Raw genomic sequence first — 26,384 nt, 5'->3', positions numbered from 1 at the left:
TCGTGAAGCCGCGCTTTTAGCGGATAATACGCGTCTTCTTCGCGCGGCTGCGGCCCCTTTTCAGGCCCAAGCCGCGATTTTACGTGGTTTCGGCGCACGGCTGACGCGGTAACTTCCCGCGATCGCTATTCAGTCAGCGCGCCCTTATTTAGATTTCGACATTTCCATGCCCGCCCTTTCGCTTTCTCCCGCCGAGCGCTCCGCGCTGCGCTCCCAGGCCCATGCGCTCAAGCCCGTCGTGCTGATCGGCGCCGAAGGGCTCACCGACGCCGTGCTGAAGGAAATCAAGGTGCACCTCGACGCGCACCAGCTGATCAAGATCCGCGTGTTCGGCGACGAGCGCGACGAACGCATCGCGATCTACGACGAGATCTGCGACCGCCTGAGCGCGGCGCCGATCCAGCACATCGGCAAGCTGCTGGTGATCTGGAAGCCCGAAGCCGCCGCAGCGGCTCCGGCTCGCGGCCGTCGTGCCGGCACCGTGCCCAGCGCGGCCGAAGCCGTCGACGACAAGAAAGGCCGTGCACCGCGCACCGTCAAGGTCGTCAAGGTATCGCCGAACGCGAGCCCCGTGCGTCGCCCGCGGCCGGTCAAGGTCACGGTGCGCGGCAACGAGCGCGTGACGGCAGGCGGTAACGTGAAGCGCGCCAAGAAGCGCCAGGCCAGCACGAAGCGTCCGTTCCAGGACAAGTAAGCATCGAGGCTGCACGGCTCGCCGTGCAGCCACCCTGCCCGCGGGCCCGGCCTCGACCGGGCCCGCGCGGCATTCGCGTCAGGCGTCGCGCGCCGGCAGACGCCAGATCAGCATCAGCCCCAGCACGCTCTCGACGAGGTAGAACACGCTCGAGACGCCGTGCAGCATCCCGAAGCGGCTCGCATACGGCGAGTTCGCGATATCGGTGCCCGCGTCCATCGCGGCCACCCGCAGCGCATTCATGAACGGCTGCAGCGCGAAATACCCGACCAGCACGCACACGACCATCGCGGCGACGACCCAGCGCACGCGGCGATATTCGCTGCTGCCGCGCCGCACCTGCTGGTTCGACAACGCGAGCAGCAGCACGCCGCACACGACACCGAGGATCGCCTCGATACGGAACAGCTGGGCGGCGACCGAACCGGCCGTCATCCGCTCCAGCGTCTTGAACAGCACGGGCGCGACCGCATACCCGATCGTCAGCAGGCTGCCGACCCACACGGCCGACAGCAGACGGAACACGCGATGCGGCATCACGTCGCCCCGCTTCAGATGTAGCTGACCGAGATGATTTCGTACTCGCGCACGCCGCTCGGCGCCTGCACGGCCGCGACGTCGCCTTCGGACTTGCCGATCAGTGCGCGCGCGATCGGCGAGCTGACCGAGATCAGGCCGTGGTCGATATCGGCTTCGTCGTCACCGACGATCTGGTACTTGACGGTGTCGCCCGACTCGAGATCCTCGAGTTCGACGGTCGATGCGAAAACCACGCGGCCTTCGGCATCGAGCACGGTGGGATCGATGACTTGCGCGGCCGACAGCTTCGATTCGAGTTCCGCGATACGACCCTCGATGAAGCCCTGCTTTTCCTTCGCGGCATCGTATTCGGCGTTTTCGGACAGGTCGCCCTGTGCGCGGGCCTCCGCGATCGCGTTGATCACGGCCGGCCGCTCGACGGACTTGAGGCGCTGCAATTCATCGCGCAGGAGTTCCGCGCCACGCTTTGTCAACGGAATGGTGCTCATAAACGGCTCAATCGCTAAAAACGGCTTTAAAAAAAATCACCGCGATTAAGCGCGTTTCCGATGCACTGGAAACACCGCCTAATCGCGGCACGTGTTGCTTCGACAGGTAACTGACTGCTTAGTTTAGGCGAGCGTGAAGACCTTGTAAATCATAGACTTCCAGATCCTTCAGGTAGCGCAAGCCTTCAACCGCCGCGCGCGCGCCCGACATCGTCGTGTAGTACGTGACCTTGTGCGCCTGCGCGCTCATGCGGATCGAACGCGAATCGGCGATCGCCTGGCGCGTTTCGTCGACCGTCGTGAACACCAGTGCGATCTCGCCGTTCTTGATCATGTCGACGATGTGCGGACGGCCGTCCTTCACCTTGTTCACGACCTTCACCGGCACGCCGGCCGCTTCGATCGCGGCAGCCGTGCCCTTGGTCGCGACGATCGGGTAGCCGAGGTCGTGCAGCATGCGCGCGACTTCGACCGCCTTCGGCTTGTCGGCGTCCATCACGGTCAGCAGCACCGTGCCCGATTCCGGCAGGCGCGAGCCGGCCGCGAGCTGCGACTTGAACAGCGCTTCGCCGAACGTCTGGCCGACACCCATCACTTCGCCGGTCGAACGCATTTCAGGCCCGAGGACCGGATCGACGGTCGGGAACTTGACGAACGGGAACACCGCTTCCTTCACGCTGAAGTACGGCGGCTCGACTTCCTTCGTCACGCCCTGCTGCGCGAGCTTCTGGCCGACCATCGCACGCGCCGCGATCTTCGCGAGCGGCAGGCTGGTCGCCTTCGACACGTACGGCACTGTGCGCGAGGCGCGCGGGTTCACTTCCAGCACGTAGATGATGTCCTGCTTCGAACCGTCCGCCTGCGGCACCTGCTGGATCGCGAACTGCACGTTCATCAGGCCGACCACGTTCAGCGCCTTCGCCATCGCGCCCGTCTGGCGCTTCAGCTCGGCCACGGTTTCCTTCGACAGCGAGTACGGCGGCAGCGAGCATGCCGAGTCGCCCGAGTGGACACCCGCCTGCTCGATGTGCTCCATCACGCCGCCGATGAACACGGCTTCACCGTCGCAGATGCAGTCGACGTCGCACTCGATCGCGTCGTTCAGGAAGCGGTCGAGCAGCACCGGCGAATCATTCGACACCTTCACGGCCTCGCGCATGTAGCGCTCGAGGTCGCGCGGCTCGTGGACGATTTCCATCGCGCGGCCGCCCAGCACGTACGACGGGCGCACGACCAGCGGGTAGCCGATCTCTTCCGCGAGCGCGAGCGCTTCGTCTTCGGCGCGTGCGGTGCGGTTCGGCGGCTGGCGCAGGCCGAGGTCCTGCAGCAGCTTCTGGAAGCGTTCGCGGTCTTCGGCTGCGTCGATCATGTCCGGCGACGTGCCGACGATCGGCACACCGTGCGCCTCGAGGTCGAGCGCGAGCTTCAGCGGCGTCTGGCCGCCGTACTGGACGATCACGCCAACCGGCTTTTCCTTGTCGACGATCTCGAGCACGTCTTCCAGCGTCAGCGGCTCGAAGTACAGGCGGTCGGACGTGTCATAGTCGGTCGACACCGTTTCCGGGTTGCAGTTGACCATGATCGTTTCGTAACCGTCCTCGCGCATCGCGAGGGCCGCGTGCACGCAGCAGTAGTCGAACTCGATGCCCTGGCCGATCCGGTTCGGGCCGCCGCCCAGCACCATGATCTTCTTGTTGGTGGTCGGCTGCGCCTCGCACTCTTCCTCATAGGTCGAGTACATGTATGCGGTTTTCGTCGCGAACTCGGCCGCGCAGGTGTCGACGCGCTTGTAGACCGGGCGCACGTTGAGTTCGACGCGGCGCTTGCGGACGTCTTCCGGGCTCGCGCCAAGCAGCTTCGCGAGGCGGCGGTCGGAGAAGCCGCTCTGCTTCAGGTAGCGCAGTTCGTCGAACGACAGCGATGCCAGCGTGCGGCCGCCGAGCGCCTTTTCCTTCAGGATGATCTGCTCGATCTGCTCGAGGAACCACGGGTCGATCGCGGTTTCCGCGAAGATTTCCTGGGCCGTCATGCCGATCCGGAACGCATCGCCGACGTACCAGATGCGGTCCGGGCCCGGCTCGTGGATCTCGATCGCGATCTCGTCGCGGTTGGTCGACTTCTCGTCGAGACCGTCGACGCCCACTTCGAGACCGCGCAGCGCCTTCTGGAACGATTCCTGGAACGTACGGCCGATCGCCATCACTTCGCCGACCGACTTCATCTGCGTGGTCAGGCGCGAGTCGGCTTCGCGGAATTTCTCGAACGCGAAGCGCGGGATCTTCGTGACGACGTAGTCGATCGTCGGCTCGAACGACGCCGGGGTCTGGCCGCCGGTGATTTCGTTCTTCAGCTCGTCGAGCGTGTAGCCGACCGCCAGCTTCGCCGCGACCTTCGCGATCGGGAAGCCCGTTGCCTTCGACGCGAGCGCCGACGAACGCGACACGCGCGGGTTCATCTCGATGACGACCATGCGGCCGTCCTTCGGGTTGATCGAGAACTGCACGTTCGAGCCGCCCGTGTCGACGCCGATCTCGCGCAGCACCGCGAGCGATGCGTTACGCAGGATCTGGTATTCCTTGTCGGTGAGCGTCTGCGCCGGCGCGACCGTGATCGAGTCGCCGGTGTGCACGCCCATCGGGTCGAGGTTCTCGATCGAGCAGACGATGATGCAGTTGTCGGCGCGGTCGCGCACGACTTCCATCTCGTATTCCTTCCAGCCGAGCAGCGATTCTTCGATCAGCAGCTCGCGCGTGGGCGAGAGGTCCAGGCCGCGCTTGCAGATCTCTTCGAACTCTTCGCGGTTGTAGGCAATGCCGCCGCCCGAGCCGCCGAGCGTGAACGACGGACGGATCACGACCGGGTAGCCGCTGCCGCCGGTGAGCGCCATGATCTCGGCGTGCACCTGGGTGGCTTCCTCCATCGAGTGCGCGATGCCCGACTTCGCGGAACCGAGACCGATCTTGGTCATCGCTTCCTTGAACTTCTGGCGGTCTTCGGCCTTGTCGATCGCTTCCGGCGACGCGCCGATCAGCTCGACGCCGAACTTCTCGAGCACGCCGTGGTGGTGCAGGTCGAGCGCGCAGTTCAGCGCGGTCTGGCCGCCCATCGTCGGCAGGATCGCGTCAGGGCGCTCCTTCTCGATGATGCGCGCGACGACTTCCCACGTGATCGGCTCGATGTAGGTCACGTCGGCCGTGTTCGGGTCGGTCATGATCGTCGCCGGGTTGCTGTTGACGAGAACGACCTTGTAGCCCTCCTCACGCAACGCCTTGCAAGCCTGCGCGCCCGAATAGTCGAACTCGCACGCCTGGCCGATGATGATCGGGCCGGCGCCGATGATGAGGATGCTCTTGATGTCTGTGCGTTTTGGCATGGCTCTGTCAATCAATAAATAAACGTTAATGCTGCATGTCGCGACCGGTTCGCCGGCCGCCGACTTCACAGGGAAGGCGCGCTGGCCTCCCGCTGCTCTGCCTGCTTCAAATCTTCATTCAGGACGCGAAGTAGCGCCTGGAGTCCCTCCAGATCACTCTCCGCCATCTGGTTCTGCACCTTCTCGAACTGCCCGAGCAGCCCCTTGAGACCCGCCTCGATTTCACGCATGTGTTCCGCTCGGGACGGGTTCGATTCCGTCAATCCGTCAGCCTTGATGAAAAACCAACCAAGCCTGATCGCGTTGGGCAATTGCGACGCGAGAAAGTGGTTCAACAGGCTGTACCGCTCGGCATCGGTGCCCACCATTCGATGGATACGCTGGCTGGTCCCGATCAGCGCGCTCCATTCGTCCTCGATCACACTGCCCTTCAGTTGCTCGTACATCCGGCTCATCTCGGCCATTTGTTCGTCGAGGAGGCTTGACGCCAGTCCGTGCCGGTTCGCCGCCGTACCAGCCACGGACGAAAGCTCGGCTTGCTGCAACGGCTGCGGCGCCGGTCGAGACGACGACATCCACGCGGTCAGGACGTATTCCCGAATCCAGTCCTGCAGTTCCGGGAACCCGCGGTAATACTTGTGCAACAACCACTCGATCCGCGCGGAGTCCGGGGTTTCCAGCGCGCGCAGCCCCCACCAGACGAGCAGCGCAGCCGGCAACACGATCCATCCTACGCTCAGCCAGACCGTCGGCAGAAAATAGGCAAAAGCGGTCAGAAGCCCGATGCCAAGATGGATGCGCGGCACCAGGTACAGGTGGCGAAACGCCAACCCCATCACCGCTCCCATCAGGAAGAGCGACATGCCTGCACCCGCAATCATCACCGCGATCACCCACGGCCCAAAATCCACGAAGCGGGCGTGCTTGTCGAATTCCTGCAACTTGTCCACCAGACCGACTGCGGCGACCAGCGACGCCGCGCCGACCCCGACCGCCGTTCCCGCGAACGCGGAACCGTAAGCCACGAATCCGTGCCACAAGCTCATCCACAGCGCACGGACAAAAAGCCGGGTGCCGCCTTTCGGCCGCACCTTGGGCAATTGAAGACGTCCGCCCCAGCGCAGCATTACGCCCCCGCCGCCTGACGCGCCAACGACGTCCGCAGATCCGATTCGAGCTTCTTCAATTCGACCTCGACCGCTGCGCGGTTCTTCCGGCCTTCCGCCTGGATTTCCATCACGTCACCGACCGTGCGCAGCAGCAATTCATTCGCATGACGCACCGATTCGATATCGATGACGCTACGCTGGCTTGCCTGCTCGATCGACGTAGCGCTGCGGTGCAGTTGCTCGGCATTCTTGCGCAGCAATTCATTGGTCATGTCGACCACGGCCTGTTGCGTCTCGTACGCCTGCTTCTGCCGCTCAAGCGCAAGCGCGGTGATGAACTGCGCCTTCCATGCGGGAATCGCGGTATGAATCGCCGTATGGATCTTGTCCACCAGCAGGGCATCGCCGTTCTGCACGATGCGGATCTGCGGCAGGCGCTGCAACCCGACCATTCGCGCGAGCTTCAGGTCATGCACCTTGCGCTCGAGCCGATCGATGTTGCGTGCGAGATCCTGCACCTTCTCCTGCTGGAGCGCGCGCTCATCGTCCGACAAGCCGCTCATCGCGGCCTGCAGTTCCGGCATACGGCTTTGCCGGAATTCGGCGACGTACTGCTCGCCCGCCGTGATGTAGGTGTCCAGGTTCTTCACATACTGGACGCCGTTCGCGTGCAGGTCGTCCAGCATCGCGATGTCGCGACGCATCGCCTCGCGCCATATCTCGAGCCGCAGCGCCACCTCGTTGATCTGGGCCGACACATCCTCGTAGCGGCGCACGAAACGCTCGACTGCCCGCTGCGCGGTGCCGAGCATACGCGAAACGAAACCCTGCTTCTGCAACGACTCCGGATCCAGTGAACGGATCTGGTCCTGCAGATTCGACAGGAGCGCCCCCGCTTCGCCTACATCCTTGCCTTTCACGTCTGCCAGGATGCGATCCGAATACGCGCTGAGCTCGCGCATCGCGTCGTCGCCGAAGGACAGCACGGCTGTGGACGACTCGATGTCGATCGACGTCCGAATGCGCGCGACCGCCCCGTCCGCCTCGTTCCGCGGTGCGGCAGCCGCGGATGCGGCCGTCAAATCGATCGATGCAGTGCTCTCGCTCAATGAATTGCTTCCTGGCGTGTCAGTCAAAATGGTTTCCCCGGATGATTGGTCGATTCTTTTTATTGGTCCGACACCCAACCTGCAAACGCGCAGGCGTTCGCTCGTCGGGTGACTCGCTCAGCTCATCGTGGCGAGCGCGAGCTTCACCGAAAATCCGATGAACAGGCCGCCCACGCTGCTCGCCGCGCCTGCTGCAAGCTTGCGGCGGCGGCGGAAGTGCTCGGCAAGCCGCGCACCCGCGAAGATCAGCGTGCTCAGGTACAGGAAGCTCGCGCATTGCGCGATCGCCCCGAGCACGACGAACGACAGCGCGGGATGCGGGAATGCCGGGTCGACGAACTGGATGAAGAACGAGATGAAGAACAGGATCGCCTTCGGATTCAGCAGGCTCACGATCAGCGCCTTGCGGAACGGCCGCTCGCCATCGACCGCGGGCGCCGCCGCGACCGGCGCATTCGCCGGCGCGCGCAGCTTCTGCCACGCGCTGCGCAGCATGCCGGTGCCGATGTAGAGCAGATACGCGGCGCCGCCGTACTTGACGACGGAGAACAGCAGCGGGTTCGCCTTCAGCAGCGACGCGACGCCGGCGGCGGACAACACCATCAGCACCGTGTCGCCGACGAACACCCCGCACGCCGCGCGATAGCCGGCCTTCACGCCGCGCTGCGCCGCGAGCGACAGCACGTACATCGAGTTCGGCCCCGGCAGCAGGATGATGAAGATCACGCCGAACACGTAGGTCCAGATATCCGTGATGCCGAGTGCGTGGCCGAACATGATGCGAATCTCCCGTTCTTCGGTTGCGTCGTTGACGTCAGGCGTTGCGCTGCTTCGCCGCGTCCATCAGCGCGGTGAAACGGTCGAACAGATAGCCGATGTCGTGCGGGCCGGGCGACGCTTCCGGGTGGCCCTGGAAGCAGAAGGCCGGCTTGTCGGTCAGCTCGAAGCCCTGCAGCGTGCCGTCGAACAGCGACACGTGCGTCACGCGCGCGTTGGCCGGCAGCGAATCCGCATCGACCGCGAAGCCGTGGTTCTGCGACGTGATCACCACGCGACCGTCGCCGAGATCCTTCACCGGGTGGTTCGCGCCGTGGTGGCCCGTCTTCATCTTCAGCGTCTTCGCGCCGACCGCGAGACCCATGATCTGGTGACCCAGGCAGATGCCGAAGGTCGGCACGCCGCGCTCGATGAACTGCTTCGTGGCCGCGATCGCGTAGTCGCACGGTTCCGGATCGCCGGGGCCGTTCGACAGGAACACGCCGTCCGGATTCAGCGCGAGCGCATCTTCCGCGCTCGCCTGTGCCGGCAGCACCGTCACGTGGCAGCCGCGCTCCGCGAGCATGCGCAGGATGTTGTACTTGACGCCGAAATCGTACGCGACGACGCGGTACTTCGGCGCCTCCTGCATGCCGTAGCCGCCTTCGAGGCGCCATTCGGTCTGCTTCCACTCGAACGGCTTCGTGGTCGACACGACCTTCGCGAGATCCATGCCCGCGAGACCCGGGAACGAGCGCGCGAGCTCGATCGCCTTCGCTTCGTCGTCCGAGCCCGTCAGGATGCAGCCGTTCTGCGCGCCCTTGTCGCGCAGGATACGGGTCAGCTTGCGGGTGTCGATGCCGGCGATCGCGACGACGCCTTCGTCGCGCAGGTAATCACCGAGCGTGCGGTCCATGCGGAAGTTGGAGGCGAGCGACGGCAGATCACGGATGATCAGGCCGGCGGCATGGACTTTCGTGGCTTCGACGTCTTCGGCGTTGACGCCGACGTTGCCGATATGCGGATAGGTGAGCGTGACGATCTGGCGCGAGTAGCTCGGGTCAGTCAGGATTTCCTGATAGCCGGTGATCGCGGTATTGAACACGACTTCGCCGATCGTGTGGCCTTCGGCCCCGATCGAATAACCACGAAAGACCGTGCCGTCGGCGAGTGCAAGCAAGGCGGGAGTAAAAGACGGCAACACGGGAGGCTCCTTGGGGAACACCCTGCTGCCGACCTGTTTACCCTGCCGCGCGAGCGCCGCGCTGCGTGGGCGCGCGTGGTCGCTTGCTGGACGCGACCTGCGTTGTCGAGACGCGAACCCGGCGCGTGGCGCACGAGGCTTCGCGGCATCGCCCGGCAGGCGGCGTGCGGCGGATGAACGGGATGAATGAGGTAGGCGCTAGGGTGCGAGGTTGATCAGCACAAACTTTCAAATTATAGCCTGAAAATAGCCCTATCTTCAATTGATATGGCCGTCCGATCGTGCGCGCGCCGCGTCCGGCGACGCGGCGCAACGCGCTGCGGCCCCGTTTACGCGGCCGCCCTACCTGCCAGCGTACCGCCGGATCAGTGCGCTTGACCAGCGCCGCGCGCGGGCCAGACGTACCAGACCGCGCTCGCGAGCTGCAGCGCGAGCAACACGCCCCATGCGGTGAAATGCGCGGCGGCCGGGTAGCGGCCGTCGACCGCCGGCCAGTGCGACAGCACCGCGCCGACCCCGATCTGGAACGCAAAGATCAGCAGGAAAATCACGAGCGTGAGCGTCGTGTTCGCGCGGCCGATCAGGTGAGCGGGAAAATGCCCGGCCATCACCGCGTAGGTCAGGATGCCGACGCCGCCGAACATTCCGTATGCAGCCCACAGCACGGCCGGCGGCAACGACACGCGCGCGACGATCGCGGCCTGCGTCGCGACGAACAGCGCCATGCCGACGCCGCAGAATGCGTACACGGACACGCCGCGCCGCTCGAGCACCCGCGCCGCGGCGCCGAAGCCGACGCAGCCGGCCATCATCGCGAAACCGAGCACCGACACGAGGCGCGCGGCATGCGCTGCATCGAACCCCGCGACGTCGCGCAGGTACGGCCCGACCCACAGCGACTGCATCGCGTAGAACACGCCCTGCGTGACGACGGAGAACGACGAGATCTTCCAGAACGCGCGGCTGCTCAGGATATGCCACGTGCCCTTGAACTGGCTGACGATCCCGCCCTGGTGGCGCACCTGCTGTGCTTCCGGTGCGCCCAGCCCGATCGACGCCGCGACGATCACCGTCAGTACCGCGAGGCCGAAACAGATCGCGCGCCAACTCGTCCAGCCGAGCAGCCAGGTCAGCGGCGAGCCGACCATCACGCCGCCAAGGCCGCCCACGGCCATCACGAGGCCGTTGACGAGCGGCAGCCGGCCGACCGGGAAATGCTGCGCGAGCGCCTTGAACGCCGCGCCGAGACACACCGAGACGCCAACGCCGATCAGCAGCCGGCCGACCATCATCGTGCCGAGACCGTGCGCGGCGCCGAACACGGCCGCGCCGGCGGCCGCGAACAGCAGCATGCCGGCCGTCACGCGGCGCGGGCCGAAGTGGTCGAGCATCACGCCCGCCGGGATCTGCGCGCCCGCGAAGCCGAGGAAATAGAGACTGGTGAGCAGGCCGAGATCGGCGGCCGACAACCCGAGCTCGTGCGTGACGAACGGCGCGAAGCCGAGATTGACACCGCGAAACACGTACGACACGAAATACCCGACCGAAAACAGCGCGAGCACCCTCAGCTGCACCGACGACATCTCTTCCCCTTGTTATATGAAGACCTTCGAAGCAGCGCCCCCGCGCCGCGCACAAACAAAAACGCCGTCACCTCGGTGACGGCGTTTCTTGCGTTTCATCGGATGATACCGCAACCGCGCGAACCGGGCCGGCCGCACGATGCGCGCGCGACTGCGTTACTTCTTCTTGCCCTTGTGCGCGGCGGCCTTGGCCGGTGCCGCTTTCGCGGGGGCCGCCTTCGCCGATTTGGCCGCCGGCTTCGCCGCGCCGCGCTTCGCGCCGTGCGACTTGCCGCCCACCGCCAGGCTCGCGCGCTCGATGTGCGCCCCGCCGGCCGACGTCGCGATCCGCTCCGGGCCGGGTTCCGCCGGCACCGAACGGCCGACCGGCACGTGCAGCACGAGCGCCTGGCCCGGCATCACGAGATCGCGGTGCGTACGGTTCCACGCCTTGAGCTGGCCGACCGACACGCCGTAGCGGCCGGCGAGCGCCGCCATCGACTGCTTGCGGCGCACGCGGATCAGCATCTTGCGCGTGTCGGGTACGTCGGGTTCCATCGCGAGCGCGCCGTTTTCGGCGACGTCGGCGCTGATGTCCTCGTCGTCGTCATCGCCGCGCGGCACGACGATTGTCGAGCCCGGCTTCAGGCGCATGCCGGCCGGAATCTTGTTGATCGACATCAGCGTATCGGCGTCCACGCCGATCTTCTCGGCGATCGCGGCCGGCCGTGCCCGCTCGCTGACCGTATAGGTGGTCCACGACGACAGCTGGCCGTTGTACGCCTTCAGGTTCTTCTCGAATGCCGACGCGTTGTCGAACGGCAGCAGGATCTGCGGCTCGGTCGCGCCGAGGATCACCGGCTTCGAGAACGACGGGTTCAGCGAGCGGAATTCGTCGAGCGACAGGTTCGCGAGCTTCGCGGCCACCGCCACGTCGATGTCGCGCGACGTCGTGACCGTCACGAAATACGGGTGGTTCGGGATGTCCGGCAGCGCAAGGCCGTACTGCTGCGGGTTCGCGATGATGTTCTTCACCGCCTGCAGCTTCGGCACGTAGTTGCGCGTCTCGTTCGGCATCCGCAGGTTCAGGTAGTCGGTCGGCAGGCCGGCCGCCTGGTTGCGGGCGATCGCGCGCTGCACGTTGCCCTCGCCCCAGTTGTACGCGGCCAGCGCGAGATACCAGTCGCCGAACATGTCATGCAGGCGCGACAGGTAGTCGAGCGCGGCGCTGGTCGACGCGAGCACGTCGCGGCGCTCGTCCTGCCACATGTTGCGCTTCAGGTTGTACGTGCGGCCCGTGCCGGGCATGAACTGCCACATGCCGGCCGCCTTCGCGACCGACAGCGCCTGCGGGTTGTACGCGGACTCGATGAACGGCAGCAGCGCGAGCTCGGTCGGCATGTGGCGTGCCTCGAGTTCCTCGACGATGTGGTACAGGTACTTCTGCGAACGCTCGGTCATGCGTTGCACGTAGTCCGGGCGCTGCGTGTACCACGTGGTCTGCATGTCGACGAGGTCGGTCTGCAGGTCGGGCATCTGGAAACCGCGGCGGATGCGACCCCAGAGATCGGAGTCCGCGCTGGTCAGATCGCCGACGGATTGCTTGTCGACGTCGACAGTTTCTTTGGCGGTGGCGGATTTACGGAGGTAGGTGGACGTCGCCTGCGAATCGGCGGCGTTGTTGGCGACAGGGGCCTGGCTCGCACAAGCGGCGAGCAGCAGAACCACCATCGCACTCAATATAAGTCGCATGAAAATCTCTGCTTCCGACGGCTGGAAATTGCAGGCGATACTACGGAAGTGCGTGCTTCACGTCAATAAAAACACCGAAAACTCAGCGAAATCCTACATTTGGAGCAATTTTTACAGACACCGCTTGAGCTTTGGATTCCTCCGGAAATCATCATCGGAACCGGTTTTTCCACTCGCGCATCAGCGTGAACGCCGTCAGACGATCCGGCACCGTTTCATGCAGTTCCGCTTCGAGCGTCGCGCGGATCGCCTCGCTGTCCGCCCGCATGAACGGGTTAACGGCACGCTCGTGCGCGATCGTAGTGGGCAGTGTCGGCACGCCGCGCGCGCGCAGCGCCTGTGCGTCGTCGCGCCACGTGGCGAGCGCCGCATTGCCGGGTTCGCACGCGAGCGCGAAGCGGATGTTGGACAGTGTGTATTCGTGTGCGCAATGCACGTGGGTGTCGCCCGGCAACGCCGCGAGCGCGTCGAGCGACGCGAGCATCTGCGCGGGCGTACCCTCGAACAGGCGCCCGCAACCGCACGAGAACAGCGTGTCGCCGCAGAACACGTGCGGCGCCGCGTTGCGCTGCCCGGCCGCCTGGAAATAGGCGATGTGGCCGCGCGTATGGCCGGGCACGTCGAGCACGTCGAACGCGGCGGCCGGCGCGTCGAGCGTCACGCGCGCGCTGCCCGAAAGCGGCCGCGTGACCACCCCGATCGCCTCGGCCGCGGGGCCGTAAACGACGAGCGGAACATCGTCCGGTTGGCTATCGCGCAGGGCCGCGACACCGCCAACGTGGTCGGCGTGGTGGTGCGTGAGTAAAATAGCGGTCAACCGCCAGCCTCGTTCGGCTAGAACCCGGCGCACCGGCGCGGCTTCACCCGGATCGACGGCGATCGCATCGCGGCCGTCCGAGACGAGCCAGATATAGTTGTCATCGAATGCCGGAACCGGCACGTATTCCAGCTCGTTCATGGGCGCGCAATCATCGTTATGTCTGACCGTCAAATTATAGACTGGCCCGCCTGGACCGACTCACCGCCCGGCCGCTACGTGCTGGGCTGGGAGCAGGCGCAGCTCGACCGGATCGTGTCCGACGTCTTCGGGTTCCACGCGCTGCAGCTCGGCCTGCCGCAGCTCGACGCGCTGCGCGAGAACCGCATGCCGTATCGCGGCCTCGTGCTCGATCCGGCGAGCGGCGCGAGCGCGCCGTACCAGTATCCGTGGGCGCGCGAAGCGCATGCGCCCGAGCACGCGCCCGACGGCCGCAGCACGACGTGGTGCGACCTGCTCGACCTGCCGTTCGAGTCGCAGAGCGTCGACCTGATCGTGATGCCGCACACGCTCGAATTCACGTCCGATCCGCACCGGCTGCTGCGCGAGGCCGAGCGCGTGCTGATGCCGGAAGGCCAGCTCGTGATCACCGGCTTCAATTCGCTCAGCCTGTGGGGCATGCGGCAATCGTTCGGGCGCATGGCGAACCGCCCGTTCGTGCCGGCCACGCGCGACCAGATCGCGTTCATCCGGCTCAAGGACTGGATCAAGCTGCTCGGCTTCGACCTCGAACGCGGCCGCTTCGGCTGCTACCGGCCGCCGCTCGTCACCGACAAGTGGCTGGCCCGCTACGGCTTCATGGAGGCCGCCGGCGACCGCTGGTGGCCGATCTTCGGCGCCGTCTACATGGTGACGGCCGTCAAGCGCGTGCGCGGCATGCGCCTCGTCGGCCAGATCCGGATGAAGAAGCCCGTGCTCGCACCGGGCCTGACGCCGGCGGCCTCCCCGACCACCCATCAAGAACATTCATGACTACCGATACCATCGACATCTATACCGACGGCGCCTGCAAGGGCAACCCTGGCCCCGGCGGCTGGGGCGCACTGATGCGCTACGGCGACAAGGAGAAGGAGCTGTTCGGCGGCGAGCCCAACACGACCAACAACCGCATGGAGCTGATGGGCGTGATCGCCGCGCTCGAAGCGCTGAAGCGGCCGTGCCAGGTGATCGTGCACACCGACTCGCAATACGTGCAGAAAGGCATCAGCGAGTGGATCCACGGCTGGAAGAAGAAAGGCTGGGTCACCGCGGCGAAGACGCCCGTGAAGAACGCCGACCTGTGGAAGCGGCTCGACGCGCTCGTCGCGCAGCACGAGGTCGAGTGGCGCTGGGTCAAGGGCCACGCGGGTCATCCCGAAAACGAGCGCGCGGACGCACTCGCGAATCGCGGCGTCGAATCGCTCACGGCCTGAACACGGGCCGCCCCCTGTTTCCTACGTATTTCCCGACATGCGCCAGATCATTCTCGATACCGAAACCACCGGCCTGAACGCCCGCACGGGCGACCGCCTCATCGAAATCGGCTGCGTCGAGCTGCTGAACCGGCGGCTCACCGGCAACAACCTGCACTTTTACGTGAACCCCGAGCGCGACAGCGATCCGGGCGCACTGGCGGTGCACGGGCTCACGACCGAATTCTTGAGCGACAAGCCGAAATTCGCGGAAGTCGCCCACCAGATCCTCGACTTCGTGAAGGATGCCGAGCTGATCATCCACAACGCGCCGTTCGACCTTGGCTTCCTCGATGCGGAATTCGCGCGGCTCGGCCTGCCGCCGTTCACCGAGCATTGCGGCGGCGTGATCGACACGCTGGTGCAGGCCAAGCAGATGTTCCCGGGCAAGCGCAACTCGCTCGACGCGCTGTGCGACCGCTTCGGCATCAGCAACGCGCACCGTACGCTGCACGGCGCACTGCTCGACTCGGAGCTGCTCGCCGAAGTGTATCTGGCGATGACACGCGGCCAGGACAGCCTCGTGATCGACATGCTCGACGACGCGGGCGCCGACGGCGGCGCGGGCAACGGCCAGCGCGTGTCGCTCGCCGCGCTCGACCTGGCCGTGGTGACCGCGAGCGACGACGAACTCGCCGCGCATCAGGCGCAGCTCGACGAACTCGACAAGTCGGTCAAGGGCACCTGCGTGTGGCGCACGTCCGCCGAAGCGGCTTGAAGCAGGCGGCCGGCGGCACGCGCCGCCGCCGCGCTCACGCGCGCGGCTGCAGCGCGATGACCGCCATTCCGCCGAGCGCGAGCACCGCGCCGGCCACGTCCCAGCGGGTCAGCGCAACACCGTCGACCACCCGCAGCCAGACCAGCGCCACCGCGATATACACGCCGCCGTACGCGGCATAGGTGCGCCCCGCCGCACTCGGGTGCAGCGTCAGCAGCCACGCGAACAGCGCGAGCGACAGCACGGCCGGCACCAGCAGCCACACCGGCCGGCCCTCCTTCAGCACGAGCCACGGCAGGTAACAGCCGACGATTTCGGCCAGCGCGGTGGCGGCAAACAGCGCCGCGATCCTCATCAGTTCGGTCATCCGGTTCCTCGTGAATTCGGCCCCGTCACCCGGGACCGCACGGCCCCGCCGTGCGCCGCCGATCATACCCGAGCCACCCCCGCCGGACGCCCCGCCAGCCGGGCGTTTCCCGGCAATTTGCACGATCATCCGTCATCGTGCTATCATGTCGCCTGTTTCAACATTCAATCTCTGTCTATTCGATTTCGAAAGAAGTCCGTCCGCGCGTTGCGGGCCGGCGCTTCGACCGAAATTGCACACACAGAAAAGCCCGCCCGACAGGCCCGCTTTTCTCGTTTCGTTGCCCCTCCGGGGCGCTTGCCGGAACGCCGGACACCGTCCGCACCGGCATCTGCCGCCAGCATCACGCGGCCCATTCTTCATGAGCGCACTGTCGCGACGGCCCATCGGGCCCGCGTCGAAGCAGCCCCTTACGGCCCTTTACCGCCCGCAATGCAGTAAGTGCTTAAAGGTCTGCCCCGACGCGCCGCATCCGACACCGCGCTCGCCGGCAAACCGTGTCGGACGGCCCGCCCGTTCGGCGCAGTCAAAGGAGTGCATGACCTTGACCGCAACACACGTCAGCCCGACCGCTGCTTCTTCCACCGCTTCGTCGTCCGGCGAAGCCCCGCTCGTCGCGGACGACATCACCGTCGTCGACCAGAGCCTCCTCAAGCGCGCCGTCAGCGCCATGGCCATCGGCAACGCAATGGAATGGTTCGACTTCGGCGTCTACAGCTACATCGCCGTCACGCTCGGCAAGGTGTTCTTCCCGTCCAGCAGCCCGTCCGCGCAGCTGCTCGCGACCTTCGGCACGTTCGCGGCCGCGTTCCTCGTGCGCCCGCTCGGCGGCATGGTGTTCGGCCCGCTCGGCGACCGCATCGGCCGCCAGCGCGTGCTCGCCGCCACGATGATCATGATGGCCGTCGGCACCTTCGCGATCGGCCTGATCCCCAGCTACGCGTCGATCGGCATCATGGCGCCGGTGCTCCTGCTCGTCGCCCGCCTCGTGCAGGGCTTCTCGACCGGCGGCGAGTACGGCGGCGCCGCCACCTTCATCGCCGAATTCTCCACCGACAAGCGCCGCGGCTTCATGGGCAGCTTCCTCGAGTTCGGCACGCTGATCGGTTACGTGATGGGCGCGGGCGTCGTCGCGCTGCTCACCGCGTCGCTGTCGCAGGAAGCGCTGCTGTCGTGGGGCTGGCGCGTGCCGTTCCTGATCGCCGGCCCGCTCGGCCTGATCGGTCTCTACATCCGGATGCGGCTCGAGGAAACGCCCGCGTTCAAGCGCCAGGCCGAAGAGCGCGAAGCGCAGGACAAGGCCGTGCCGAAGGCGCGCTTCCGCGAAACGCTGATGCGCAACTGGCGTGCCCTGCTGCTGTGCGTCGGCCTCGTGCTGATCTTCAACGTGACCGACTACATGGTGCTGTCGTACCTGCCGAGCTTCATGTCGTCGACGCTGCACTTCGACGAATCGCACAGCCTCGTGCTCGTGCTGATCGTGATGGTGCTGATGATGCCGCTCACGCTCGCCGCCGGCCGCCTGTCGGACAAGGTCGGCCGCAAGCCCGTGATGCTCGCCGGCTGCGTCGGCCTGCTCGCGCTGTCGATCCCGGCGATGATGCTGATCCATGCAGGCACCACGGCGTCGGTGTTCGGCGGGCTGCTGATCCTCGGCGTGCTGCTGTCGTGCTTTACCGGCGTGATGCCGTCGGCGCTGCCGGCGCTGTTCCCGACCGAGATCCGCTACGGCGCGCTCGCGATCGGCTTCAACGTGTCGGTGTCGCTGTTCGGCGGCACGACGCCGCTCGTGACCGCCTGGCTGGTCGACGTCACGCACAACCTGATGATGCCCGCGTACTACATGATGGGCGCCGCCGTGATCGGCATCGTGTCGGTCGTCGCGCTGGCCGAAACCGCGCGCCAGCCGCTCAAGGGCTCGCCGCCGGCCGTCGCGTCGCGTCGCGAAGCCCATCAGCTCGTGCGCCAGATGCGCGAGGACGACGAAGCGGATATCTACAGTGTCGGGTCGCCGGCACGCGCCTGAGCGTCGCCCATGAAAAAGCCCCGGCCGAAGCCGGGGCCCGATCGAACCCGATCCGCCCGACCGGCTTGCGCCGGCCGGGCTTTTTTTCATCCATTCGACGCCAGCGCGCTCACGCCTGCGCTTCGCAGTGGCGGCAGAAAATCAGCGCACGCGAGCGCGACACGGCGGCCTGCGCACCGCGCGCCGCGACGATCAGCCCGACCTGACCCAGATTGAAATCGCGCTCGACCATCAACTGCGTCAGCGCGGCAAGCGGCAACACGAGGGACGGGTGGTACAGGCTCGATTCGATCAGGGCTTTCATCTGCGGCTCCATCAGGCAAGGCGTCATTCGATGGAGTGGATTCTAGGGACCGGCCGCGTCCGGATAAACAGCGCGAATGCGAAGTCACTTGTCAGCCGCCGAGAACAATCGACAGCGCCTTGCCTGACAAGGCTGAGCGGGCGACGGGCCGCGGCGCGGGGCCCCGCCGCAAGCCGCCGCGACGCCTAGACGAGCGGTGTTTCGACGAACGCCGGCAGCGCTTCCGCCCGCGCCGAATGCGCGGCCAGTGCCGGATAACGGGCCGGATCGATCCGCGCGAGCACCGGGTAGTCGGCCGCCATGAACTGCGTGAAGCGCCATGCGACCGCGACCGTCACGTCGGACTGCAGCAGGCGCGCGCCGCCGAACCAGCCGTTCGCGGCCGCGACGAGCGGCTCAAGTGCGCCGTATGCGCCCTCGATCTGGCTCAGCACGCGCTCGAGCCACGGCGCATGCTGCTTGTCGGCCGGCCGCAGCGCCTGCTCGTAGACGACCTGCACGGTCTTCTCGGCGGCCGCCAGCGCGAAACCGACCGGCACGAGCGCGCGCAGCCGTGCATCGGCGGTATCGGGCAGCAAGCGCCGCTCGGGCGCGACCAGGCGATCGAGATAGTCGACGATCAATGACGAATCGAGCAGCGTCGCGCCGTCGTCGGTCACGAGCGTCGGCGCCTTGACGACCGGGTTGGTCGCCCTGAACTGCTCGAAATGACGGAACACCGAGATCGACTCGTGTTCGAACGGGAGGTCGAGCAGTTTCGCCGAAATGGCGACCCGACGCACGAACGGGGAATCCAGCATGCCGATCAGCTTCATCGCGAACGCTCCGCTTCAGGGGAATGGGAGCGACGACTGTAGCAGCGTCGCGCGGCATCGCCTAGGGCTAGGGCCCATTGCCGCCCGCAACGAGCGGGGGCCGGCGCCGCGACCGCGTTTGCCGAAATAGCAGAACGTGCTCGGCCGGCCTTCGCGCCCGTGCGCCTGATGCACATCAACCCGCCGCGCGCGAGACTCACGATGTCCGGCCACAGTGACCATAATGCAAGTTCACCCCCCTTCCGCCCCAAGGTTCGCCATGTGGTATGCCCTCGTCGAGCAGCAGCGGGAATGGATGCGCGCGTGGCGCGCGGCGACGCGGCATGCGTTCGACGCCTGGCCCGCGGCCACGCTGCCGCACGCTGCGTCGTCCTGCTACGACGACCTGTTCGAGCCGCTGCTCGGGCCGCCGGACGGGCCCCCGCACTTCGACATCGGATGGCCGGCGCTCGGCGAGCGCGTCGTCGCGCGCACGCCGTTCTGCGACCTGCGGCGCTTCACGCGGGCCGACGCGCCGCGCACGGTGCTGCTGTGCGCGCCGCTCGCCGGGCATGCGGCCGTGATGATGCGGGAAACCGTCGAGACGCTGCTCGCGGACGGCGAAGTCTGCGTGACCGACTGGCGCAATGCGCGCGACGTGCCGCTCGCGTCGGGCCGTTTCGGGCTCGACGAGTATGTCGCGACGCTCGACGGCTTCGTCGACGGGCTCGGGCACGACGACCGGCCGCTGCATGTCGTCGCCGTGTGTCAGGCGACCGTGCCGGCGCTCGGCGCGCTCGCGCTGCGGGCGGCGCGCGGTCTCCCGTCGCCCGCGAGCGTCACGCTGATCGGCGGCCCGCTCGACGCGCGCCGGAATCCGAGTGCGCTCGGCACCGCCGCTGCCGCGCATTCGCTCGGCTGGTGCCGCCGCCACCTGATCGACGTCGTGCCGCCCGGCTTCGCGGGGCACGGCCGCCACGTGTTTCCCACCTATCTGCAACAGGGCGAGATCGCGCTCGTGTACCCGCAGCGCTTCCTGTCGCTGATCGAAGCGTACGCGCTGGCCGCGTCGCGCTTCGACATGACCGGACTCGCCGGCGCGCGGCGCGCACTGCTCGAATACACGGCGCTGCTCGACATGCCGGCCGAGTATTTCCTCGATACGGTCGACATCGTGTTCCAGCGCATGAGCCTTGCACTCGGCACGTGGGACGTGGGCGGCCGGCGCGTCGAGCCGGCGGCTTTGCGCGGCCTCGTCCTGCTGACCGTCGAAGGTGCATGCGACAAGGTCACGGGCGCCGGCCAGACGCACGCGGCGCTCGACCTGTGCAGCGGCCTCGCCGACGACGAGCGCTTTCGCATCGACATCGACGACTGCGATCACTACGGGCTGTTCACGGGGGCGCGCTGGCACGGGGACGTGCATCCGATGCTGCAGCGCGTGTTCGCGTGGGCCGAAGCCCGCCGCCCTCGCCCGCGCCGCATCCGGCGGACGTGATGCCGAATCAGCGCCGCGCCGCGTCGAGCAGTGCGCGCACCTCGTCGTCGCTCGTCTGATCGAAGCGCGCGTAGAACTGGCTGATCCCGAAGAACGGCAGTGGCAGCGTCACCGTGACGAACGCGTCGGCCAGATCGTCGAACACGTGCCGTGTACCCGCCGGCGCGACCGGTGCAGCCGCGATGATCCGCGCCGGACGACGCTCGCGTAACGCCTGCAGCGCGACGTGCATCGATGCGCCGGTCGCGACGCCGTCGTCGACGACGATCGCGATGCGCCCTTCGACCGGCAGCGGCGGCTCGGCACCGCGGTACAGCGCTTCACGGCGATGCAATTCGGCCGTCTCGCGCGTGATCACGTCGGCGAGCTGCGCGTCGGACACCTTCATCGAACGAAGCACCGAACGCTGCAGATGAATCGCCCCGCCCGTCGCGATCGCGCCCATCGCGAGCTCGGGATCGTACGGCACGCCGAGCTTGCGCACGACCAGCACGTCGAGCGGCGCATGCAGCGCACACGCGACCGGATAAGCGACGGGCACACCGCCGCGCGGCAACGCGAGCACGACGACATCGCCACGCCCCGCGTATTCGCGCAATGCACCGGCCAGCTGGCGGCCGGCATCGGCGCGATCGGCAAAACACTCGAACACGATCGGCTCCCTGCCGTTGCGCCGGATGCGCGAAACCCGCGTCGGCGCCTGTCAACGAGCATGGTTCATCGGTCGCGCCGATGCAAGCAGGGTCACACCGGCCCGCGCGGGCCGACGGAAAAGGTCAGAGGCCGCCGGCCTGCCGGTACAGCCGCCAGAACGACTGGGCATAGGATTGCGCGAGCTCCGGCGCACGCTGGAACACGTTCACCGTTTCCGCATGTGCGGCCGCGCCGTCGGACAGCGTGGTCAGCGCGACGCTGTCGTCGACGATCACGAAGCGCGGCGCGGGATCGCCGTGCCGCGAATCGATCGCCACGTCGATACCGGAAGATTTCAGATAGCCCGCGCCGCTGTACCGGCCCGCGCGCGGCGAACGCACGAGCACGACACGCACCTCGATCCCGCGCGCGCGGGCCGCGCGCAGCGCGCTCGCCACCGCCGGCGGCACGTGCGTGTAGCCGGCCAGCAGCACGCGACGCTGTGCCTGTCCGATCAGGTCGACGGTCGCGTCGGCCGCTGCATTGTCATACGAAAAGTATGTGCCGACCGATGCGGCATCGGACGGAATCTGTGCGGCGTGGGCGCTCGCCGCACAGCAAAGCGCGGCGAGAAGGAAGGCGGCTGGTCTCATGGCGGGCGCCATTTTAGCGATGCCAATTCGCGTGGCAAGCCCCACCTGAGAGGCTGCTGCGCCGGCGCAACACACAGCGCAAAACCGGGGCCCGGCGAACGGGTCAGCGCCCGTCTTTCATGCGGTCGATCAGCCCGTCGCGACGCGTGAGAGCCAGCTCGCCACGCCGTCGACAGAGCGGAAGTCCGCGAGGCTGCGCGCCGGCAGCGCCGGATAGGCGCCGCCAGCCATCTCGGCCAGCGCGCGGCCGGGACCGAGCTCGAGGAACGCGGTCGCACCGGCCTCCACGCAGGCGGCCAGACAGGCGGCCCACTCGACCGGCTCCGCGATCTGCCGCGCAAGCTTGTCGAGGCCGGCGTCGACGTCCAGCACCGATGCGCCATCGATCCCCGAAAACAGCCGCGTACCGGGCAGCGGCCGCCGCACGTCGGTCGCGGCGAGCGACGCGTGAAACACCGGCACGGCCGCGGCGAGCCGGCGCGTATGCGATGCGATCCGCACGCAGACGGGCGCGACGCGCAACGCGCCGGCGCGCGACGCGTCGTCGGCCACCGCGTCGACATCGGCCTGCCGCCCCGCGACCACGAACGCGTCGCCAGGATTCGCGATCGCGATCGCCGCGTCGCGACCGTCGCACAACCGCGCGAGTTGCGCGCGCGTCAAGCCGCGTACGAACACCATCCGCTCGTCGCCGCCGCTCGCGGCATCCATCGCGCGCGCACGGGCATCGGCCAGGTCGAGCGCGGCGTCCGGCTCGATCATTCCCGCGACGCTCCACGACGCGACTTCGCCGACGCTGTAGCCGGCGACGCAGCGCCGGCGCGGCCACACCGCGTCGAGCAGCGCGGCGGCGGCAAGCGCCTGGACCGTGCAGAGAATCTGCGCGGCACGGTTTTCGCGCAGCGCATCCGGCCCGGCCTGCCGGACCCACGCGCGCGGATCGTCGCCGAGGAGCCGACCGGCATGCGCGAACAGCGCGTCGGCCTGCGGCGCGGTGCCGGTCAGGTCGAACATGTCGGCGCGCTGCGCGCCCTGCCCCGAACAGAGGATGGCCAGCGTCATCGCGCGCCCTCGTCAACTTCGAGCGCATCGATGAAGACGCTCATCGCGAGCAGGTCGGCCGCGCCGCCCGGGCTGAGCCGCCGTGCCACGAACGCACGATGCGCGGCGGCCGCGCGCAGCCGCCAGTCGCGCGCCCGCACGCCGCCCCGTGCCGCGAACGCGCGTGCGGTCGCCCGCGCGAACGCGAGGCCGGCCTGCCCGCCCCGGTGCAGCAGGTTCGTATCGTCGAGCGCGGCGATCAGCGCGAAGCATGCATCGACGCGCGCGGCTTCCGGGTCGCCCGGCAGGTCACGCTGCGTGCGACGCAGCGCGGGCAGCCCGACCGCATAGACCGTTGTGAACCCGTCGGCCGCCTCGCGACGTGCGCCGCCGACGCCGTAGCGGCGGCTCGCGCGTTCGCCGTGGCTGTCGGGCAAGCGCGGGCCGCCGAGGATATCGGCACCCCAGCGGAGGGAGACGAACGCACCGAGCGTCATTCCGACCGGCACGGCCCCCGGCATCGCGCGCCGACCGGCAGCCGCACACAGCAGCCCGAGCCCGAAGATCGCGCCGCGATGCGTGTTGACGCCACCGGTCGCGGCGAGCATCGCGTGCTCGGCACGCAGGCCGATCTTGCGCAGCACGGCCATGTCCGCATCGCGTGCGCCCGCGTCGGCCAACTCGGCGAAGTACGGCCGCAGCACGGCGGCGCTGCGGGCGAACGTCGCGGCATCCATGTCAGTGTGACTGCCGGTGTCGACGTGGCTGACGAGCCCTGGCTTCGGAAAGGTCTCGATTTCGAGCACGAGGCTGCGCTCGGCCAGGTCGGCAATGCGCTCGGCCTCGGACGGCGCCGGTACGCGGCAGGCAGCCCACGCGCTCATCGTGCCCCTCCGAGGAATGCGTCGGCCGGCATCAGTTCGACGCTGATCGCGGTCTTGACCGCGACGTCAGGCTGCCGCGTATGCAGTTCGCGCCAGTTGACGCCCGCGCCGTCATCGCGCAGCAGTTCGCCGTCGATGCGCATCGGCGCGCGCGCGTCGATCGCCGCGAGGCCGTCGAGCAGCGGCGCGAGCGATGCAGGGTCCGGCAGCGGGAACACGAGGTCGAGATCGGACGACGCCCCCAGGTAGGGTTCGCCCGTCAGCGCCTGCCACGCGAGGCTGCCGAACACGCGGCCCTGCACGCCGTAACGCGCGCCGAGCGCATCGAGTTCGCGCAACGCCGCGCGCCACGCGTCGGGCGCGGCGGCGAGTACGTCGGACAACGCCGGTAGCGGGCCGACCGTCGCGAGCGCATCGGCCGTCGCGTTCAGCGCGATGCGCCGCTTGCCCGCGGAAGGCGGCAGCGGCAGGCCGAGCGGCACGCGGCCGGCATCGGCCTCGTCGGGCGACGCGCGACGCACGATCAGCGGCCAGCCGCGCTCGGCCCACGCCTGCACGAGCGCATCGGCCGCGAGCGCGGGATCGCGCGCGAATGCCGCGCCCCACCCCGCCGCCGTCAGCGTGACGAGCGTGTGGCGGCGCAGCGGCAGCTCAACGTGCGGCACGCGCGAGTGCCTCGACGCGCTGGGCGACATCGGCGGCAACCGGCCGGCCGCGTGACGCACGCCGGTCGACGCGGTCGGCCGGCTTACCGAGCCATTCACCGACCTGCGCGTCGAGCGCACGGGCCGGATCGAGCACGGCGTCGACGGCGCCCATCTTCACGAGGTTATCAAGCCCCGGCGCGAACACCGGCGTCGAGCGCGACATCTCCTTCAGCACGTCGATCGGCAGCTTGGTCACGCGCGACATCGACGGCAGGTCCATCACCTCCGGCTCCGCGCCCGGCACCGCGAGCAGCGTGCGCGTCGCGAGCGCGGTCGCGATGAACGCGCCGGCGGCCGTGTGGCCATACAGCACGCCGATCGTCCGGTGCCCGGCGAGATCCGCGTGCATCAGGCACTTCGCGAGATGCGACAGCCCTTCGTTCAGGCCGAGCAGTTCGTCGCGCTTGCTCATCCGCTGGCTGTCGCTGTCGACCAGCACGACGATCGGCGTGTCGCCGCCGCGCGCGATCGTGTCGAGCACGTGCGACGCGAGCGTCAGCGCCTCGTCGATGCCGAACGGCAGACGGTCGGCAACGCCGATCACGTCGACGCGCGTGCCGGCCAGTTCCGCGCGGCCGGTCAGCAGGCCGCCGTGACGGGCGATCGAGTGGCCTTGCGGGAACAGTGAATTCAGCACTTCATCGAGCGTCATGCGAGCTCTCCTGCAGTTGGTCCGCGAGCGCGGCGAACGCATCGTCCGGCATGCCCGGGATCGCTTCCGGCGCGCTTGCACCGAGCGTGCGCCACACGTCGAGCGCATCCTTGCACGCGCCGAACCGTTCGACGCGCGCTTCGAGGCGGGCCTGCTCCGCGCGCAGCATCGCCGCATCGAACTTCGGCGCACGGCCGATCAGCGCGAGCGCCGCCGCACGGAACGCAGCGGGCGTATCGGCCACGTAGCGATCCGCACCGCCGATCAGCCGCCGGTGCTTGCCGCCCATCGTGCGCCAGATCAGCGCGCGGTCCTTCGCATCGAATTCCTCGACGCCGCGATTGGTCTCGATCACTTCGGGGCCCGACACGCTGATGCGGCCCTGCTCCGATACCGCGAGCGCCGAGCAGCACGCGGCGAGCAACCCGCCGCCGCCGTAGCAGCCCGCGCGCCCGCCGATCAGCCCGATCACCGGCACGCCGGCCGTGCGCGCTTCGACGAGCGCGCGCATGATCTCGGCGATCGCGAGTTCGCCCGCGTTCGCTTCCTGCAGCCGCACGCCCCCCGTATCGAACAGGATCAGCACCGGCTTGCCGGTGTCGCGCGCGGCGCGCAGCAGCCCGGTGAGCTTCGCGCCGTGCACTTCGCCGAACGCGCCGCCCATGAAGCGACCCTCCTGCGCGGCGACGAACACCGGCTGGCCGTCGAGCCGGCCGTGGCCGACCACCATCCCGTCGTCGAACTGCTGCGGCAGGTCGAACAGCGGCAGGTGCGGGCTGGTCACGCGCTCGGCCGGGCTTAGGAATTCGCTGAAACTGCCGGCGTCGAGCAGCCCGTCGATGCGCTGCCGCGCCGATGCTTCGTACCAACTCGCGGCATTCGCGACGAACGCGGGCGTATCGTGCGTATCGTGGATCGCGTCGTTCGTCATGCGTCCCCCTCGATTGCCCGCACGGCTTGCGCGAGCCGCAGCGACACCATGTCGGGCCGCGCGCCGCCGTCGTTGATCGACAGCTTCAGGCCGCCCGGCGTGCGCCGCTCGACGAAATCCGCGACGACGGCCTGCCACACCGCGCCGAACCCGACCGCCGCCGTGCGGATGTCGATCTCGCATTCGTTGCCGGGCAGCACGCGCTCGACGAGCACTTCGAGATTGCCGGACGCCACCACGCCGACGAGCGCCGCGGCCTGCTCGCCCTTCGCGCGCTCGCGCGCGGTGAAGCGATAGTTCAACTGTTCCATGCCGTTGTCC

Annotated in this window: 27 protein-coding genes; 6 read left to right on the top strand and 21 right to left on the bottom strand. The window is 67.8% G+C overall.

Translation table 11 applies throughout. The features are described from left to right. Positions 1–166: 166 nt before the first annotated feature. Complete coding sequence (locus tag CFB43_RS07125) at positions 167–694, top strand: YhbY family RNA-binding protein (protein ID WP_089439703.1); 528 nt, start codon at positions 167–169, stop codon at positions 692–694. Positions 695–772: 78 nt separating this feature from the next. Here the strand turns inward: CFB43_RS07125 and CFB43_RS07120 are convergent, their stop codons facing one another. The 10 genes from CFB43_RS07120 to gloB form a co-directional block, all read right to left on the bottom strand. Beyond that, on the bottom strand, positions 773–1,231 hold the full coding sequence (locus CFB43_RS07120; RefSeq protein ID WP_021163361.1) for a DUF4149 domain-containing protein: 459 nt from the start codon (positions 1,229–1,231) through the stop codon (positions 773–775). Between the two features lie 14 nt (positions 1,232–1,245). After that, positions 1,246–1,722, bottom strand: coding sequence for a transcription elongation factor GreA (gene greA / locus CFB43_RS07115; protein WP_057927897.1), 477 nt, complete (start codon positions 1,720–1,722; stop codon positions 1,246–1,248). 118 nt (positions 1,723–1,840) lie between these two features. Continuing rightward, a complete protein-coding gene (gene carB, locus CFB43_RS07110; protein ID WP_089494575.1) occupies positions 1,841–5,095 on the bottom strand; it encodes a carbamoyl-phosphate synthase large subunit in 3,255 nt (1,084 codons plus the stop codon). Positions 5,096–5,160: 65 nt separating this feature from the next. Further along, on the bottom strand, positions 5,161–6,222 hold the full coding sequence (locus tag CFB43_RS07105) for a 5-bromo-4-chloroindolyl phosphate hydrolysis family protein (RefSeq protein ID WP_089494574.1): 1,062 nt from the start codon (positions 6,220–6,222) through the stop codon (positions 5,161–5,163). Further along, entirely contained in the window at positions 6,222–7,391 is a 1,170-nt protein-coding gene (locus tag CFB43_RS07100) for a toxic anion resistance protein (protein WP_179254803.1), read from the bottom strand. The genes CFB43_RS07105 and CFB43_RS07100 overlap by 1 nt, the downstream gene beginning before the upstream one ends. A gap of 39 nt (positions 7,392–7,430) precedes the next feature. Then, a complete protein-coding gene (gene leuE / locus CFB43_RS07095) occupies positions 7,431–8,090 on the bottom strand; it encodes a leucine efflux protein LeuE (protein WP_089494572.1) in 660 nt (219 codons plus the stop codon). A gap of 37 nt (positions 8,091–8,127) precedes the next feature. After that, positions 8,128–9,273, bottom strand: a complete 1,146-nt coding sequence (carA, locus tag CFB43_RS07090; protein WP_041492797.1) for a glutamine-hydrolyzing carbamoyl-phosphate synthase small subunit — start codon at positions 9,271–9,273, stop codon at positions 8,128–8,130. A gap of 365 nt (positions 9,274–9,638) precedes the next feature. Further along, on the bottom strand, positions 9,639–10,856 hold the full coding sequence (locus CFB43_RS07080; protein ID WP_089494571.1) for an MFS transporter: 1,218 nt from the start codon (positions 10,854–10,856) through the stop codon (positions 9,639–9,641). Positions 10,857–11,012: 156 nt separating this feature from the next. After that, positions 11,013–12,587, bottom strand: coding sequence for a transglycosylase SLT domain-containing protein (locus CFB43_RS07075; protein ID WP_089424996.1), 1,575 nt, complete (start codon positions 12,585–12,587; stop codon positions 11,013–11,015). A gap of 151 nt (positions 12,588–12,738) precedes the next feature. Then, complete coding sequence (gene gloB / locus CFB43_RS07070) at positions 12,739–13,545, bottom strand: hydroxyacylglutathione hydrolase (RefSeq protein ID WP_089494570.1); 807 nt, start codon at positions 13,543–13,545, stop codon at positions 12,739–12,741. Positions 13,546–13,563: 18 nt separating this feature from the next. On the opposite strand from gloB, the gene CFB43_RS07065 reads away from it, so the two are divergent. The 3 genes from CFB43_RS07065 to dnaQ are packed head-to-tail and all read left to right on the top strand — an operon-like array spanning position 13,564 to position 15,573. Continuing rightward, entirely contained in the window at positions 13,564–14,376 is an 813-nt protein-coding gene (locus tag CFB43_RS07065) for a class I SAM-dependent methyltransferase (RefSeq protein WP_089430881.1), read from the top strand. Then, on the top strand, positions 14,373–14,816 hold the full coding sequence (gene rnhA, locus CFB43_RS07060) for a ribonuclease HI (protein WP_039347704.1): 444 nt from the start codon (positions 14,373–14,375) through the stop codon (positions 14,814–14,816). The genes CFB43_RS07065 and rnhA overlap by 4 nt, the downstream gene beginning before the upstream one ends. 37 nt (positions 14,817–14,853) lie before the next feature. Continuing rightward, positions 14,854–15,573 carry a DNA polymerase III subunit epsilon gene (dnaQ, locus tag CFB43_RS07055; RefSeq protein WP_089494569.1) on the top strand — a complete coding sequence of 240 codons (720 nt, stop codon included), beginning with the start codon at positions 14,854–14,856 and terminating at the stop codon, positions 15,571–15,573. A gap of 34 nt (positions 15,574–15,607) precedes the next feature. Here the strand turns inward: dnaQ and CFB43_RS07050 are convergent, their stop codons facing one another. Further along, the gene (locus CFB43_RS07050; RefSeq protein WP_089494568.1) at positions 15,608–15,940 is read right to left on the bottom strand and encodes a YnfA family protein; all 333 of its coding nucleotides are present in this window, start codon (positions 15,938–15,940) and stop codon (positions 15,608–15,610) included. Between the two features lie 538 nt (positions 15,941–16,478). Between CFB43_RS07050 and proP the strand changes: the two genes are divergently transcribed. Next, on the top strand, positions 16,479–17,966 hold the full coding sequence (proP, locus tag CFB43_RS07040; protein WP_089495272.1) for a glycine betaine/L-proline transporter ProP: 1,488 nt from the start codon (positions 16,479–16,481) through the stop codon (positions 17,964–17,966). A gap of 109 nt (positions 17,967–18,075) precedes the next feature. Here proP and CFB43_RS07035 read toward each other — a convergent pair whose 3' ends face one another. Together CFB43_RS07035 and CFB43_RS07030 are read right to left on the bottom strand one after the other, a co-directional pair. Continuing rightward, on the bottom strand, positions 18,076–18,270 hold the full coding sequence (locus CFB43_RS07035) for a hypothetical protein (RefSeq protein ID WP_069249260.1): 195 nt from the start codon (positions 18,268–18,270) through the stop codon (positions 18,076–18,078). Positions 18,271–18,455: 185 nt separating this feature from the next. Next, the gene (locus tag CFB43_RS07030) at positions 18,456–19,085 is read right to left on the bottom strand and encodes a glutathione S-transferase family protein (RefSeq protein WP_089494567.1); all 630 of its coding nucleotides are present in this window, start codon (positions 19,083–19,085) and stop codon (positions 18,456–18,458) included. Positions 19,086–19,344: 259 nt separating this feature from the next. Here CFB43_RS07030 and CFB43_RS07025 point away from each other — a divergent pair, with 259 nt between their 5' ends. Further along, on the top strand, positions 19,345–20,562 hold the full coding sequence (locus CFB43_RS07025) for a polyhydroxyalkanoate depolymerase (protein WP_089494566.1): 1,218 nt from the start codon (positions 19,345–19,347) through the stop codon (positions 20,560–20,562). Positions 20,563–20,569: 7 nt separating this feature from the next. Here the strand turns inward: CFB43_RS07025 and CFB43_RS07020 are convergent, their stop codons facing one another. The 8 genes from CFB43_RS07020 to mdcC all read right to left on the bottom strand — a co-directional run bounded on the left by CFB43_RS07020 (position 20,570) and on the right by mdcC (position 26,374). Further along, positions 20,570–21,214, bottom strand: coding sequence for a phosphoribosyltransferase (locus tag CFB43_RS07020; RefSeq protein WP_089494565.1), 645 nt, complete (start codon positions 21,212–21,214; stop codon positions 20,570–20,572). A gap of 124 nt (positions 21,215–21,338) precedes the next feature. Further along, on the bottom strand, positions 21,339–21,860 hold the full coding sequence (locus CFB43_RS07015; protein WP_089494564.1) for a phospholipase D-like domain-containing protein: 522 nt from the start codon (positions 21,858–21,860) through the stop codon (positions 21,339–21,341). 117 nt (positions 21,861–21,977) lie between these two features. Beyond that, positions 21,978–22,910, bottom strand: coding sequence for a malonate decarboxylase subunit epsilon (gene mdcH, locus CFB43_RS07010; RefSeq protein ID WP_089494563.1), 933 nt, complete (start codon positions 22,908–22,910; stop codon positions 21,978–21,980). Further along, entirely contained in the window at positions 22,907–23,773 is an 867-nt protein-coding gene (gene mdcB, locus CFB43_RS07005; protein WP_089494562.1) for a triphosphoribosyl-dephospho-CoA synthase MdcB, read from the bottom strand. Before mdcB ends, mdcH begins: the two co-directional genes overlap by 4 nt. Then, on the bottom strand, positions 23,770–24,438 hold the full coding sequence (mdcG, locus tag CFB43_RS07000) for a malonate decarboxylase holo-[acyl-carrier-protein] synthase (protein ID WP_089494561.1): 669 nt from the start codon (positions 24,436–24,438) through the stop codon (positions 23,770–23,772). Before mdcG ends, mdcB begins: the two co-directional genes overlap by 4 nt. Next, positions 24,425–25,132 carry a biotin-independent malonate decarboxylase subunit gamma gene (gene mdcE, locus CFB43_RS06995; RefSeq protein ID WP_089494560.1) on the bottom strand — a complete coding sequence of 236 codons (708 nt, stop codon included), beginning with the start codon at positions 25,130–25,132 and terminating at the stop codon, positions 24,425–24,427. The genes mdcG and mdcE overlap by 14 nt, the downstream gene beginning before the upstream one ends. Further along, the gene (locus CFB43_RS06990; protein ID WP_089494559.1) at positions 25,119–26,063 is read right to left on the bottom strand and encodes a biotin-independent malonate decarboxylase subunit beta; all 945 of its coding nucleotides are present in this window, start codon (positions 26,061–26,063) and stop codon (positions 25,119–25,121) included. The genes mdcE and CFB43_RS06990 overlap by 14 nt, the downstream gene beginning before the upstream one ends. Then, entirely contained in the window at positions 26,060–26,374 is a 315-nt protein-coding gene (gene mdcC, locus CFB43_RS06985; protein WP_047900325.1) for a malonate decarboxylase acyl carrier protein, read from the bottom strand. Before mdcC ends, CFB43_RS06990 begins: the two co-directional genes overlap by 4 nt. Positions 26,375–26,384 lie beyond the last annotated feature (10 nt).

It is taken from the genome of Burkholderia sp. AU15512 (assembly GCF_002223325.1).
Classification (GTDB): Bacteria; Pseudomonadota; Gammaproteobacteria; order Burkholderiales; family Burkholderiaceae; genus Burkholderia.
Note: the sequence above shows the minus strand (reverse complement) of the source record. Positions and strands in the feature narration are given on the sequence as shown.